The sequence below is a fragment of the Alteromonas alvinellae genome, from assembly GCF_902705805.1.
Genome location: NZ_CACSIH010000098.1, coordinates 20960 through 34045, shown reverse-complemented (window position 1 = coordinate 34045; position 13086 = coordinate 20960). Strand labels below are relative to the sequence as shown.

Here is a 13086-nt window from a genome sequence, read left to right as displayed (position 1 = left end):
ATCTAATCTTTCGAGATTAACAAAGAGTGGCTGGTGTGCACTCTGCTGTCCACGTTACTCGACCACCGTTAAGGGCTGGAGTCAAAACGTATGTTCCAGGCGCTGGTACATCCATATCGCCATGTGCAGTTGCAGTGATTACGCCGTTAGCACCAGTTGTAACGCCTACAATATCAGGGTCAGCATTTGCCGCAGATGCTGCAACTGTAGCTGGAATGCCGTTCGTATTCTGTACACAGTTAGCAAGATCGTTAGTGGTTTGAGCACAAACTTCGACTGCTGATTTTACAGCTGCTGTTGCATTGGTAACTTCAGTAAAACGCGCTTTTTGCGTGTAGTTTTGATAAGCAGGCAATGCGATTGCTGCAAGAATACCGATGATTGCAACAACAATCATTAGTTCGATTAGGGTGAAACCTTTTTGGTTTTTAGTATTCATATTCATCATGGTTTTCTCCGGGACGTGTATAACACGTAAAGTTTAAATCTAATTCAAATTGACGTTTATACCCGAGTCGTCCGTTTAACGCCCCTGGTACTTGATACTCAGTATAGAATTTTATTTGTTACTGACAAGTATAGGCGAATATACCTATGTCTAGCTTTTTCAGTATGACATGGTTCGCCGCGCCTTGGCAGGCTTTATCACTTGAACTTTCGTATAAAAGTTAATGACTTAAGTGCGCATATCTATCTATACACAAAAAGCATTATCGAGAAATGACTGAACAGAATGACGAGTAATCGTATTGTAAATTATACATCTACTCAGTGATTTAAAATCACTGTGCAACCTCAACCATTAAGGTCTCAGTAATTAAAGCCACAGTATAGGGAAGTGATAATTGCGATAACGTAAATTTCACTGAAACACTGTAGCTTCGTAATAAAACACGTGCAACAAAGAAGCCGCGTTATAAAGGTGGAAGTACACGGGGATAAGCAACACATTCGCTTACCTAATGTTAAATTCACCTTTACAGCTTTTAATTTGGCTCTTTACCTTTCTTGCTCTGCTATGACAAGTTAATGCGCAGCGACAAATCAATGGCCTGAACGTGCTTGGTTAAAGCTCCAGATGATATGTAATCTACGCCTAGCTTAGCGAGAGACGCCAGTCGTTCATCAGTAATGTTTCCTGATACTTCCAGTTTACATTGACCTTTGTTGAGCGCTACTGCCTGTTGGATCTGTTCGTTAGAAAAATTATCCAGCATGACAATGTCGGCACCTGCACCAAGGGCTTGTTCAAGCTCGGTTAAGTTCTCTACCTCTACTTCAACGGGCTTGCCCGGCATCATTATTTTCGCTCGGCTTACGGCTTTTTCGATGTTTCCGCAAGAAAATATGTGGTTTTCCTTAATTAAGAATGCATCGAACAAACCCACACGATGGTTTTGACCACCACCACAACGCACCGCGTATTTCTGTGCGTGCCGCAGACCTGGCAACGTTTTGCGGGTATCGAGAATTTTGGTGTTGGAGCCATCTAAAAACTTAGCGTAAAAGGCAGTAACAGTGGCGGTTGCTGACAGGGTTTGTAGGAAGTTAAGCGCCGTACGTTCTGCCGTCAATATCGCGCGAGCAGAGCCTTCCAAACTAACCAGTACGGTGTTGGCATCAACCTTGTCACCATCTTTTACATGCCACGTTAGCGACACCGACTCGTCGATTAGTGCAAACGCTTGGTTTGCCCATGCGATTCCACATACCACGCAAGGCTCTCGCGTAATAATAGTGGCTTTTGCATTAACGCTTTCATCTATCAGGTTCGCCGTAATGTCGTTTGCAGCATTTAATTCGCCGCCAAGATCTTCAATAAGCGCGTTCGATACTTGCTTTCGAATCGCTTGCATGTCTGGTGATGTCATCTTCATCGCTATGATCTATGCTATCTGTGTATTTAAAGGGTACGCAATATTAACCATTCTCCGCGCTGAGTAAACTCTAATTGGCGAAGAACACTCATTCCCAGCAATATATGGTCATCTTGCATACCGGGGTTTAAGTTTGCTTTTACATCGCGCACCACAATTTTACCAATGCGCAAAGTTTCAATGGTCGATTCGGCGACTCTTACCACGCCGTTAGCTGTGCTGGCTAACCCTTCTCGACCCGCTTTGAGTTGAAGCTTGTTAGCCAAATGAGCGGGAACGGCCACGTCAGTGGCACCCGTATCAACAAGAAATACGACTTCCTCACCATTAATATAACCTGTTGTCACATAGTGACCTTGGCGATTTTGCTTAAGTCGGACTTCGGTCTGTGAACCAATACGCTCTGATGTTGGTTCGCTATTTGGGTTAATTTGTTTTTCTAGAAGATCTGAGAAAATAAAAACCAGTAGACCAAAACCGCAAATCCAAGTAAGCGCAACCATCCATTTACCCGTTGACGCTGTCGGGTCTTGTTGTTCATTCATGCTTCTACCTTTCTTATAATAGTGGGGCACCGCTTTTCGTATCGCTAAATACTCGGCGTAATCTCTTAAGCAAAGGACTAACGTGCTGATTAGCTTGTTAGAATGCAATGTATAGCCCTATACACTTATATCCATATACAATGTAGGCTATAACGTAGAAAATCAATTATCGAAGCAAATACTATGGTGCTTTACAACGAAGCAAAGTACACAGCAAGTCCGCATTATGATGCCCGTCCTGACAGCGCAGACATTAGCCTGTTAGTGATACACAATATTTCACTACCTCCTTCACAGTTTGGTACGCCGGGCATTCGCCAATTGTTTACCGGAACCCTCAATCCTGATGAACATCCTTTCTATAGAGAAATTGCTGGGTTACGGGTCTCTGCTCATTGTGTAATTTATCGAACGGGTGAAATAGAGCAATTTGTGCCCTTTGAACAGCGGGCATGGCACGCAGGCCTGTCTTCATTTCAAGGCCGCAGCCGCTGTAACGACTATGCTATAGGTATTGAACTTGAAGGCACTGATACGTTGCCTTACACCGATGCACAGTACCAAGCCCTTGGCGAACTCACTGATTTTATTACGAGATACTATCCTCGGATCACTTTAGGGCGTATCGTAGGCCATAATGATATAGCTCCAGGGCGAAAAACTGACCCTGGTGCAGCTTTCGATTGGGCAAAATATAGAATGCGCGTTGCTGGGTTTAAATAATTTAACTAATCCGCACTGCAGAAAAAAGGAAACTCAATACCTATGATGTTAATGAGCTTGCTATTGGTTCTCAGCCTCGAGCGGTTGATAACAAAAACACCTAATTGGCATATTGAAAAGTATGCCGCTAAATATCGTGCTTTTCTTCAAGATAAAGGGTTGATTAAGTTTCAAGAAGGAAATGAAGGTGAGGACGAGAGTAAAAAGGTCTCATCCACAGCACTTTATTTCTATCTTTTACTTCCCGCAGTAGTGCTGGGAGCAATTGAATACTGGGTACTTGGCGCATTTCTTACGTTTATAGAGCAAAGCATAATTTTGTTCATCTGTATTGGCTGCCCCGCATTGCGAGCCGTCTACAAGAGTTTTTTGAATGCTGCTGATCGAGGAGACCTTCAGGCGTGCAGTATGTACACCGACCAACTAGGGCATTGTGCAAGTCAAACAGACAGTGACGGAAGTGCGGGTACAGAAGGCAAAACTTTTGGCCAACACCTTACCTGGCTTAACTATCAACACTATGCCGCTGTGGTGCTGTGGTTTATTGCTTTTGGTGCACCTGGCGCGCTGTTTTACAGCTTGAGTCGAAGCACAACCGAGGCATTATGCAGTGCTAATCATCCGTTAAAAGGGGCTGCTGGCAGATTAATGTTTGCCCTTGATTATATCCCTGTTCGCGTGACAGCCTTCGGTATGTTGATGATGGGACATTTCTCTCGCGCGTTACCTGAGTGGATTAAGTATGCACTTCAGTTCGATGTACCTGCATACGATGTGCTTACACAAATTTCTTCGAAAGCTGAGATTCTAACGCCTGATGAACAGCAGTTGCAGGTTGAAAATGCAGCAATAGAACCGAAGTTGCTTGTAAAGTTAGCAAAACGTAATGTTATTTTTCTTCTTGTAATAACATCAGCGCTCACGCTTGTAGGCAGTCTTGCATAGTCATTATTTTTAAAATTTACTAGCCTACTTGGCTTAGAAGGGCGTTTGGTCTATCTATTAATTGTATGTAGATCAGGCGCTTTGCCCCTATTACTGCATTCTCCCTTCCTCATCAGACCAGTTTGCGGTTACTGATTTTTCTTAACAAATTCAACAATAAAGCTTAACACCCAGCAAAAGGTAAATGCTTTGCTATGCTTGTGAGTATTTACCTCGAAATCGATCTGCCTTAAACTAGATAGGTAAAATGGTATTACCAATTGTGTTTGTGATTAAATATTCCACGATTATTTTTTACATTCACCGCTCTTATAACGTCGCTATTGTTATAGAGCACGGTTTAAATAAAAGGATACATAGAGCGCATGCGGCAGCAGCGAAAAAAACTCTCTGATGTGATTACCGAGCAACTCGAGTCAATGATACTCGACGGTACGTTATTGGCTGGTCAAAAATTACCGCCAGAGAGAGAGCTTGCGCTTGAATTTGATGTATCGCGACCTTCGCTTAGGGAAGCCATTGGTAATTTACAGGCACGTGGGTTGGTAGAACGTAAGCAAGGCGGCGGTACGTTTGTTAATCGCAACCTTAATTCTGCCATGACAGACCCCCTAATGGACTTAGTTAGCCAGCGTCCTGAAACTCAATTTGATTTGCTTGAATTTCGTCATGCCCTTGAAGGGATGGCGGCGTACTACGCGGCACTTCGTGGTCAACCTGAAGATTACAACGCATTGAAGCAAGCATTGAACGACGTACCTACGCCTAAAGCGCACGAAAGTAAGCGTGCCCAAGCTGAGGCGCTAGGACAGTTTTATATAATTATGGCAAGAGCATCACACAATATGGTGTTGTTGCACGTAATGAGCACCATGCAAAGCATGCTGGTGGACAATATTGAACGAAACTTTGACATGCTGGCAGCGCACCCTGAAGCGGTGGAAGACATTGCTAAGCAGCGTCGTGAAATTGTAGAGGCCATTGCTTCTCGCGACCCTGAAGCTGCGCGTCAGGCATGTAATACGCATTTGGCGTTTATTGAAAAAACGCTATTAACCATTAATCAACGCGATACCCGCGTACAGCGCGCATTGCGACGATTAGAGATTTAGTTACTAACCTGACTTTTTATAAGATAAGGGCTAGATAGCTATTCATTCGCAGAGGCCGGTCAGGTTTTTTCCTGTGCCACTGCAAAAGCAGGTGAGCCAGATTGGGTCACTGTGAGTACAACGTAATTTAGTTTTCCTTCTTTTAGCGCCTTTAAGAGTAGAGGCAATGCTAAGGGAGGATTTTCTATATAAGCAAAAAATAGGATGGCACCATGTCTGATATGATGCACCAAGATGTAGATCCTCAAGAAACTAAAGAGTGGATTGATGCGCTTGAGTCGGTTTTAGAAGAGGAAGGCGTAGAACGCGCCCACTATTTACTCGAAAAACTTATTGATAAAGCACGTCGCAGCGGAGCGCATCTACCGTATGACGCAACTACTGCCTACATCAATACTATCCCAGCAGCGCAAGAGCCAAAAATGCCTGGTGACTTGACCATCGAAGCGCGCATCCGTGCGGCAATTCGTTGGAACGCATTGATGATAGTATTGCGTGCATCTAAAAAAGACCTAGAGCTTGGTGGCCACATTGGTAGCTTCGCATCATCGGCTATGCTTTACGATGTGGGCTTTAACCACTTCTTCAAAGCGACTAACGAGAATCAAGGTGGCGACTTTATTTTCGCACAGGGCCATATTTCTCCAGGTATTTATGCGCGTTCATACATGGAAGGCAACTTAACTGAAGAACAGTTAAACAACTTCCGTCAAGAGTGCGCTGGCGATGGTCTGTCGTCTTACCCACACCCTCACTTGATGAAAGACTACTGGCAGTTCCCAACCGTATCTATGGGTCTTGGTCCACTTCAAGCTATCTACACAGCGCGCTTCCTTAAGTACCTAACTAACCGTGGTATCAAAGACTGTTCAGGTCAACGCGTTTACTGCTACATGGGTGACGGTGAGTGTGACGAGCCAGAGAGCTTGGGTGCAATTGGTCTTGCTTCTCGTGAAGGCCTAGACAACCTAACGTTTGTTATCAACTGTAACCTTCAGCGTCTAGACGGCCCGGTTCGTGGTAACGGCAAAATTATCCAAGAACTTGAAGGTACGTTCCGCGGCGCTGGCTGGGAAGTAGTGAAAGTTATTTGGGGTAGCTACTGGGATGAGCTATTAGCTCGTGATAAATCTGGCAAGCTAATTCAGCTTATGGGCGAAACGGTAGACGGTGAATACCAGAACTGTAAAGCCAAAGGCGGCAAGTACACCCGTGAAAACTTCTTCAACAAGTATCCTGAAACAGCGGCACTTGTAGCGAACATGTCTGACGACGACATCTGGCGCTTGAACCGTGGTGGCCACGATCCAGTTAAAGTATTCGCGGCTTACCAAAAAGCGATTGATACGAAAGATCGTCCAACGGTAATCCTTGCTAAAACGGTTAAAGGTTTCGGTCTTGGTGCATCAGGTGAAGCACAAAACGTAGCGCACAACGTGAAGAAAATGGACGTTGATTCAATCAAAGCGTTCCGTGACCGTTTCAATATTCCAGTAGCAGACGACAAGATTGCTGACCTTCCATACTTCAAGTTCGACGAAGACAGCGAAGAAATGAAGTACCTTCGTGCACGTCGTGAAGCTCTAGGCGGTTACTTGCCTTCTCGCCGCGAACAGGCTGAAGAGCAATTAGAAGTTCCAGAACTAAGCGCGTTCGATGCTATTTTAAAAGGTTCAGGTGACCGTCAAGTATCGTCAACTATGACGTTTGTACGTGTACTTAATGCGCTATTGAAAGATAAGAAAATTGGTAAGCGTGTAGTACCAATTATTCCTGATGAAGCCCGTACGTTTGGTATGGAAGGCTTATTCCGTCAGGTAGGTATTTATGCCAACGAAGGCCAGAAATACGTACCTCAAGATGCCGACCAAGTCGCTTACTATCGCGAAGATAAGAAAGGTCAGGTATTACAAGAAGGTATTAACGAGCTAGGTGCAATGGCATCGTGGGTTGCGTCGGGTACGTCTTACTCAACGTGTAACGCTACCACTATTCCGTTCTACATCTACTACTCGATGTTTGGTTTCCAACGTGTTGGTGACTTGGCATGGGCAGCAGGCGATAGCCAAGCACGTGGTTTCCTTTTAGGCGCAACTGCGGGTAGAACCACGCTTAACGGTGAAGGTCTACAGCACCAAGACGGTCATTCACACGTTCAGGCGAACCTAATCCCTAACTGTATTACTTACGATCCAACGTACGGTTATGAAGTCGCGGTTATCGTTCAAGATGGCCTGCGTCGCATGTACGGTAACAATGAAAATATTTTCTATTACCTAACGCTAATGAACGAGAACTATCAGCACCCTGCAATGCCAGAAGGTGATGATGTTGCTGAGCAGATCATTAAAGGTATCTACAAGCTAGAGCGTGTTGAAAATGACAAGTCTAAGCTTAATGTACAGCTAATGGGCTCAGGTACTATCTTGAACGAAGTGCGTAAAGCGGCCCAGATACTATGTGAAGACTACAACGTGTCTTCTGACGTTTACTCTGTGACCTCGTTCAACGAGCTAGCGCGTGAAGGTCAAGACGTTGCGCGCTGGAACATGCTAAATCCAGAAGCTGAGCAAAAAGTACCTTACATTGGTCAGGTAATCACGAAAGACGCAGGTCCTGCAATTTCTGCCACTGACTATGTGAAGAACTACTCAGACCAAGTACGTGCGTTCATCGAAACTGAATACCGCTGCCTAGGTACAGACGGTTTCGGTCGAAGCGATAGCCGTGAAAACTTGCGTACTCACTTTGAAGTTAATGCGTCATACATTGTGGTGGCATCACTTTACGAATTGGCTCAGCGCGGCGACGTTGAGAAGAAAGTGGTAGCAGAAGCCATTAAGCGTTTTGAAATTAACGCTGAAAAACTTAACCCACTTTACGCGTAAGCCAGATAAGGTATTTTACATATGTCAGATATTCAAAAGATTATCGTACCCGACGTAGGCGGTGACGAAGTTGAAGTTATCGAGCTATGTGTTGCCGTAGGCGACAACATTGAGGCTGATGAAGGCGTTGTTACTGTTGAAAGTGACAAGGCGTCAATGGACATCCCAGCACCGTTTGAAGGTGAGATTGTAAGCCTGTCTGTATCAGTAGGCGATAAAATCAAAGAAGGCGATGTGATTGGTGAAATGAAAGTTGCTGGTGGTGATAGTGCTGGTGAGAGCGCCGCTGAAGAATCATCTTCAGACGATGCTTTACAAGAAGAAGCGCCCAAGCAAGAAGAAGCACCAAAAGACGAAAGCAAGTCAGAAGCAGCGCCAGCTGCGTCTGACAGCAGCGAAGTGATTGAAGTTGCAGTTCCGGATATCGGTTCTGACGACGAAGTAGACGTAATCGACGTATTGGTTTCTGTGGGCGACACCATTGAAAAAGAAGATGGGCTAATTACCCTTGAAACCGATAAAGCAACCATGGATGTTCCTTCAACACACGCAGGTACGGTGAAAGAAGTATTCATCAGTACTGGCGATAAAGTGAAGGAAGGCACAGTTGTTATTAAGCTTGAAGTAGCGGGCTCAGGCTCGTCTTCAAGTGAATCGGCGTCTAGCGATGTATCTTCTGAAGCGTCTGCACCGGCTGCCAAGGAAAGTGAAAAGCAAGAATCAGCGCCAGCGGCGTCTGCAAGTAGCGAAACCATTGAGGTAGCCGTGCCTGACATTGGTGAAGACGGTGAAGTTGACGTTATCGACGTGCTTGTATCAGCTGGCGATACCGTTGAAAAAGAAGACGGTCTTATTACGCTAGAAACTGATAAAGCGACCATGGATGTGCCTTCAACACATGCAGGTACGATTAAAGAGGTCTTTATCAAAGCGGGTGACAAAGTTAAGCAAGGCACCTTGGTTGTTAAGCTTGAGACCAGCGGTGGATCTTCTTCAAGTGCAGCTGAAAAGCCTGCTGAAGCGCCTAAACAAGAAGAGACTAAACAAGAGTCACAGCAAGAAGAGACTCAACAAGCGTCACAGCAGGAAGCCTCGCAAGGTCGCTCTCCTGTGCCTCCAGCGCCAGAAGCCAAGAATACAGGTAAAGCACATGCTTCTCCTTCGGTTCGCCGTATTGCTCGTGAGTTTGGTGTAGACCTTACTCAAGTTAACGGCTCTGGTCCTAAAAACCGTATCTTGAAAGAAGACGTTCAAGCCTATGTGAAAGCTGAGCTTGCGAAACCTCGCACAGCAGCAGCTTCAGGCAGTGCTCCTGTGGGCGACAACGTACTTCAAATCGTTCCGGTTAAGCCTGTTGATCACAGCAAGTTTGGCGAGATTGAAGAACAAAAGCTTTCTCGAATTCAAAAGATCTCTGGACCGTTCTTACACCGTAACTGGGCGACTATCCCGCACGTTACGCAGTTCGACGAAGCAGATATCACTGAAGTTGAAGAATTCCGTAAAGAGCAAAACGCTTACCACGCGAAAATTAAGTCTGGTCTTAAGATCACACCACTAGTATTCGTTATGAAAGCGGTAGCGAAAGCGCTTGAGAAATACGAAGTATTCAACTCATCGCTTTCTGACGACGGCGAAAGCTTAATCATTAAGAAGTTTATCAACATTGGCATTGCGGTTGAAACACCGGGAGGCCTTGTTGTACCTGTTATTCGTGACGTGAATAAGAAAGGTATTGAGCAGCTGTCTCAAGAGCTTATCGACACTTCTAAGAAAGCCCGTGAAGGCAAGCTTAAAGCGGCTGACATGCAGGGTGGAACGTTCACCATCTCTAGTCTAGGTGGTATTGGTGGCACGGCGTTTACACCTATTGTAAATGCACCAGAAGTCGCCATATTAGGTGTGTCGAAGTCTGAGATGAAGCCTAAGTGGAATGGTAAAGAGTTTGAGCCGCGCTTAATGGTGCCGCTAAGCCTGTCATACGACCACCGAGTCATCGATGGTGCGGTAGGTGCAAGATTCTCTACTGAGGTTGCTGCAAACCTAACTGACTTACGCAGAATCATACTTTAAATAAAAGGTCGAAAAAGTTTACAATATCAGTAACATTTTCGACGATTTTATAAGCCCATTTGGTGGCATTTAGGTTATGCTATTACACAAAAGTAATAGCATGACCCTACAAGAACAGGATTGAGGTTCACAATGAGCGAAATTAAAACGCAATTGGTGGTACTGGGCGGCGGCCCTGGCGGTTATTCAGCAGCATTCCGTGCGGCTGACTTAGGTATTGAAACAGTTATCGTAGACTCACGCGACACGCTTGGTGGTGTTTGTCTTAACGTTGGCTGTATCCCTTCAAAAGCCCTTCTTCACGTTGCTAAAGTGATGAAAGAAGCGAAGCACCTTGCTAGCCACGGTGTATCGTTTGGCGAGCCTACCATCGATTTAGATAAAATCCGCGAATATAAAGACGGCGTTGTTAAGCAGTTAACAAATGGCCTTAGCGGTATGTCTAAAATGCGTAAAACCAAGCATGTACAAGGCTTCGGTAAATTTACAGGCGCAAACACCCTAGAAGTAAAAAATGGTAACGACGTTACTACTATTACTTTCGAAAAAGCGATTATCGCTGCGGGTTCTGAGCCAGTAAGCCTACCGTTCATCCCAGAAGATGATCGTGTAATTGACTCAACTGGCGCACTGGAAATGAAAGACATTCCAGAGAAAATGCTAGTACTAGGCGGTGGTATCATCGGTCTAGAAATGGGTACTGTGTACGAAGCACTTGGCTCGAACATTGATGTAGTTGAATTCTTAGATCAGCTAATTCCAGCAGCTGACAAAGACATCATGAAAGTGTTCATGAAAGACTACAAAGACAAGTTTAACATCATGCTTGAAACCAAAGTGACTGCGGTTGAAGCAAAAGACGATGGCTTGTACGTAACATTTGAAGGCAAGAAAGCGCCTGCAGAGCCAGTACGCTACGACAAAGTACTTGTTGCTGTTGGTCGTAAGCCAAACGGTAAGCTAGTTGGCGCAGATGCAGCTGGCGTAAACGTTGACGACCGAGGCTTTATCAATGTTGATAAGCAAATGCGTACCAACGTTGACCATATCTTCGCAATTGGTGACCTTGTAGGTCAGCCTATGCTTGCGCACAAAGCAGTTCACGAAGGGCACGTTGCTGCAGAGGTAATTGCTGGACAGAAACACTACTTCGATCCACGCGCTATTCCTTCAGTAGCGTACACTGAGCCAGAAGTTGCTTGGGTTGGTCTAACTGAAAAAGAAGCGAAAGAGCAGGGCGTAAGCTATGAAACAGCAACGTTCCCATGGGCTGCTTCAGGCCGTGCAATTGCATCTGATGCAACTAACGGTATGACCAAGATGATTTTCGAAAAAGAAACGGGCCGCGTAATCGGTGGTGCTATGGTAGGTACCAACGCGGGCGAAATGCTTGGCGAAATCGGCCTAGCTATTGAGATGGGTGCTGATGCTGAAGACGTAGCATTGACTATCCACGCTCACCCAACGCTTAACGAATCAATTGGTCTTGCGTCTGAAATCTTCGAAGGAAGTATTACTGACCTGCCAAACCCGAAAGCGAAGAAAAAGAAGTAAATTAGCTTCTTTGTTCGAATTATGAAAAAACCGCTCATTGAGCGGTTTTTTTATTAGGGCTTTGAATGTTTTAGAACCACTTTACCTGCGATAACACAACGCGATGACGAACATGTTAAGTCTCGCCGAGTGGGTAGTTAACTAAGCAGGCTAGTATTAAGCCGTTTCTTTTCCAACCGCTACTGTGTCGCGTCTTTCGTCCATTTCATCATTGCTGGGCGTTTTCAAATGGGCTGGCGTAAATTCTTCGCAGTTCATATTACGCTGGTCCATAAAGCGCTTAACCGTTTCGGCGCAATAGGCTTTTCTACAGCATTGAGAGAGCAGCATTTCATGACGTTGTACACGCTCGCGAATAAATCTAACTACGAGTCCTCTAAGCCACTGTAAACCCGCGTCTTGATCCTGACGTTTGTGCCACATCACAGACAGCGGAGAGCTGACAATTTCTATTGGCGTTTCAAATACCGCCAGTTCCCCTGAGAAAATTTCTTTTTCCATTACCAAAGACGGTGCTACACAAATAAGGTTGCTCTCTTTTAATAACGGTGTAGCGTTATAAAACTGGTTTACTGACATTGCCACGCGGCGTTTAAGGCCTAAATTCGCCAGCACCTGATCTGTAGGGCCAGTCACATCACCCGTAACAGAAACTAGAAGATGATCAGCCGCAACAAAGTCTTCTAAGGTCAATTGAGATTTTGCTAGTGGATGATCGGGGCGCATTACCACAACCCAGCTTGGGTCGAGAACATGTTCGGCATGAATAACAGAGCCAGGCTCCTGATATTTAGAGAAAGTGAGCTCTGCTTCAGCGTCTTTGAGTATTTTGTCGGTTTCCATGTCGTAATTAGGAATGGCATGGATATTAATACCTGGCGCTTCATTCTCAATCACTTTGCGTAGCGGCCCCCACACCATAGAAACGATGCTGTCAGTTGCAGCTATACGAAAGGTACGCTTAGCTGTTGCAGGGTTAAAGTCAGTTGGGTTAACGGCGACTTCGAGCTCGCCTAAGGGGCCCTGAATCTGACTCCATAGATTTTTAGCAAATGAGGTAGGTTGAATACCACGGCCATCTTTAACGAACAGTTCATCTTTCCAGGCTGTGCGCATACGAGAGAGTGCGTTAGATACCGCAGGTTGCGTCATCGACAGCCTGTCAGCTGCGCGGGTAATTGCACCCTCGGTCATGATGGCATCAAAAATCATCAATAAATTTAAATCATGTGGACGCATGGTTGTCTCCGGTGTCTATTGCGGACAGTCTACTTTCACCTATAGAACAATGAAAAAAGCTGCCGTTTACTTCGTTTTTGGCTATGTAACTTAACTGACATAGTTTAGTTATAGGTTATAGCTAAAAGCA

The 13086-nt window shown here is 45.2% G+C and carries 10 protein-coding genes; 6 read left to right on the top strand and 4 right to left on the bottom strand.

From position 1 onward, the window contains the following. Positions 1–16: 16 nt before the first annotated feature. From ACX5KA_RS06240 to ACX5KA_RS06230, 3 genes are all read right to left on the bottom strand, one after another. The gene (locus ACX5KA_RS06240) at positions 17–448 is read right to left on the bottom strand and encodes a pilin (protein ID WP_101565570.1); all 432 of its coding nucleotides are present in this window, start codon (positions 446–448) and stop codon (positions 17–19) included. 568 nt (positions 449–1016) lie between these two features. Beyond that, positions 1017–1871 (bottom strand): carboxylating nicotinate-nucleotide diphosphorylase, encoded by an 855-nt coding sequence (gene nadC, locus ACX5KA_RS06235; protein WP_061486396.1) that lies wholly within the window; start codon positions 1869–1871, stop codon positions 1017–1019. Between the two features lie 32 nt (positions 1872–1903). Beyond that, positions 1904–2422: a retropepsin-like aspartic protease family protein gene (locus ACX5KA_RS06230; RefSeq protein WP_061486395.1), complete on the bottom strand. Its 519-nt coding sequence runs from the start codon at positions 2420–2422 to the stop codon at positions 1904–1906. A gap of 183 nt (positions 2423–2605) precedes the next feature. On the opposite strand from ACX5KA_RS06230, the gene ampD reads away from it, so the two are divergent. From ampD to lpdA, 6 genes are all read left to right on the top strand, one after another. Next, positions 2606–3145: a 1,6-anhydro-N-acetylmuramyl-L-alanine amidase AmpD gene (gene ampD, locus ACX5KA_RS06225; protein WP_061486394.1), complete on the top strand. Its 540-nt coding sequence runs from the start codon at positions 2606–2608 to the stop codon at positions 3143–3145. A 42-nt stretch (positions 3146–3187) separates the two neighbouring features. Next, positions 3188–4090, top strand: a complete 903-nt coding sequence (ampE, locus tag ACX5KA_RS06220) for a beta-lactamase regulator AmpE (RefSeq protein ID WP_458730685.1) — start codon at positions 3188–3190, stop codon at positions 4088–4090. 365 nt (positions 4091–4455) lie between these two features. Next, positions 4456–5202 carry a pyruvate dehydrogenase complex transcriptional repressor PdhR gene (gene pdhR, locus ACX5KA_RS06215; RefSeq protein WP_014950397.1) on the top strand — a complete coding sequence of 249 codons (747 nt, stop codon included), beginning with the start codon at positions 4456–4458 and terminating at the stop codon, positions 5200–5202. Between the two features lie 212 nt (positions 5203–5414). Next, positions 5415–8090 carry a pyruvate dehydrogenase (acetyl-transferring), homodimeric type gene (aceE, locus tag ACX5KA_RS06210; RefSeq protein WP_458730684.1) on the top strand — a complete coding sequence of 892 codons (2676 nt, stop codon included), beginning with the start codon at positions 5415–5417 and terminating at the stop codon, positions 8088–8090. A gap of 21 nt (positions 8091–8111) precedes the next feature. Continuing rightward, on the top strand, positions 8112–10163 hold the full coding sequence (gene aceF, locus ACX5KA_RS06205) for a pyruvate dehydrogenase complex dihydrolipoyllysine-residue acetyltransferase (RefSeq protein WP_458730683.1): 2052 nt from the start codon (positions 8112–8114) through the stop codon (positions 10161–10163). Between the two features lie 132 nt (positions 10164–10295). Next, on the top strand, positions 10296–11717 hold the full coding sequence (lpdA, locus tag ACX5KA_RS06200; protein WP_458730682.1) for a dihydrolipoyl dehydrogenase: 1422 nt from the start codon (positions 10296–10298) through the stop codon (positions 11715–11717). Positions 11718–11873: 156 nt separating this feature from the next. Here the strand turns inward: lpdA and ACX5KA_RS06195 are convergent, their stop codons facing one another. Next, on the bottom strand, positions 11874–12956 hold the full coding sequence (locus tag ACX5KA_RS06195; RefSeq protein ID WP_458730681.1) for a LysR family transcriptional regulator: 1083 nt from the start codon (positions 12954–12956) through the stop codon (positions 11874–11876). Positions 12957–13086: the final 130 nt, after the last annotated feature.

Excerpts from the sequence above, each read along its gene's own strand:
- ampD (WP_061486394.1), top strand. The coding sequence starts at position 2,606 with ATGGTGCTTTACAACGAAGCAAAGTACACAGCAAGTCCGCATTATGAT.
- ACX5KA_RS06195 (WP_458730681.1), bottom strand. The coding sequence starts at position 12,956 with ATGCGTCCACATGATTTAAATTTATTGATGATTTTTGATGCCATCATG.
- pdhR (WP_014950397.1), top strand. The coding sequence starts at position 4,456 with ATGCGGCAGCAGCGAAAAAAACTCTCTGATGTGATTACCGAGCAACTC.
- lpdA (WP_458730682.1), top strand. The coding sequence starts at position 10,296 with ATGAGCGAAATTAAAACGCAATTGGTGGTACTGGGCGGCGGCCCTGGC.
- ACX5KA_RS06230 (WP_061486395.1), bottom strand. The coding sequence starts at position 2,422 with ATGAATGAACAACAAGACCCGACAGCGTCAACGGGTAAATGGATGGTT.
- ACX5KA_RS06240 (WP_101565570.1), bottom strand. The coding sequence starts at position 448 with ATGATGAATATGAATACTAAAAACCAAAAAGGTTTCACCCTAATCGAA.
- aceF (WP_458730683.1), top strand. The coding sequence starts at position 8,112 with ATGTCAGATATTCAAAAGATTATCGTACCCGACGTAGGCGGTGACGAA.
- nadC (WP_061486396.1), bottom strand. The coding sequence starts at position 1,871 with ATGACATCACCAGACATGCAAGCGATTCGAAAGCAAGTATCGAACGCG.
- aceE (WP_458730684.1), top strand. The coding sequence starts at position 5,415 with ATGTCTGATATGATGCACCAAGATGTAGATCCTCAAGAAACTAAAGAG.
- ampE (WP_458730685.1), top strand. The coding sequence starts at position 3,188 with ATGATGTTAATGAGCTTGCTATTGGTTCTCAGCCTCGAGCGGTTGATA.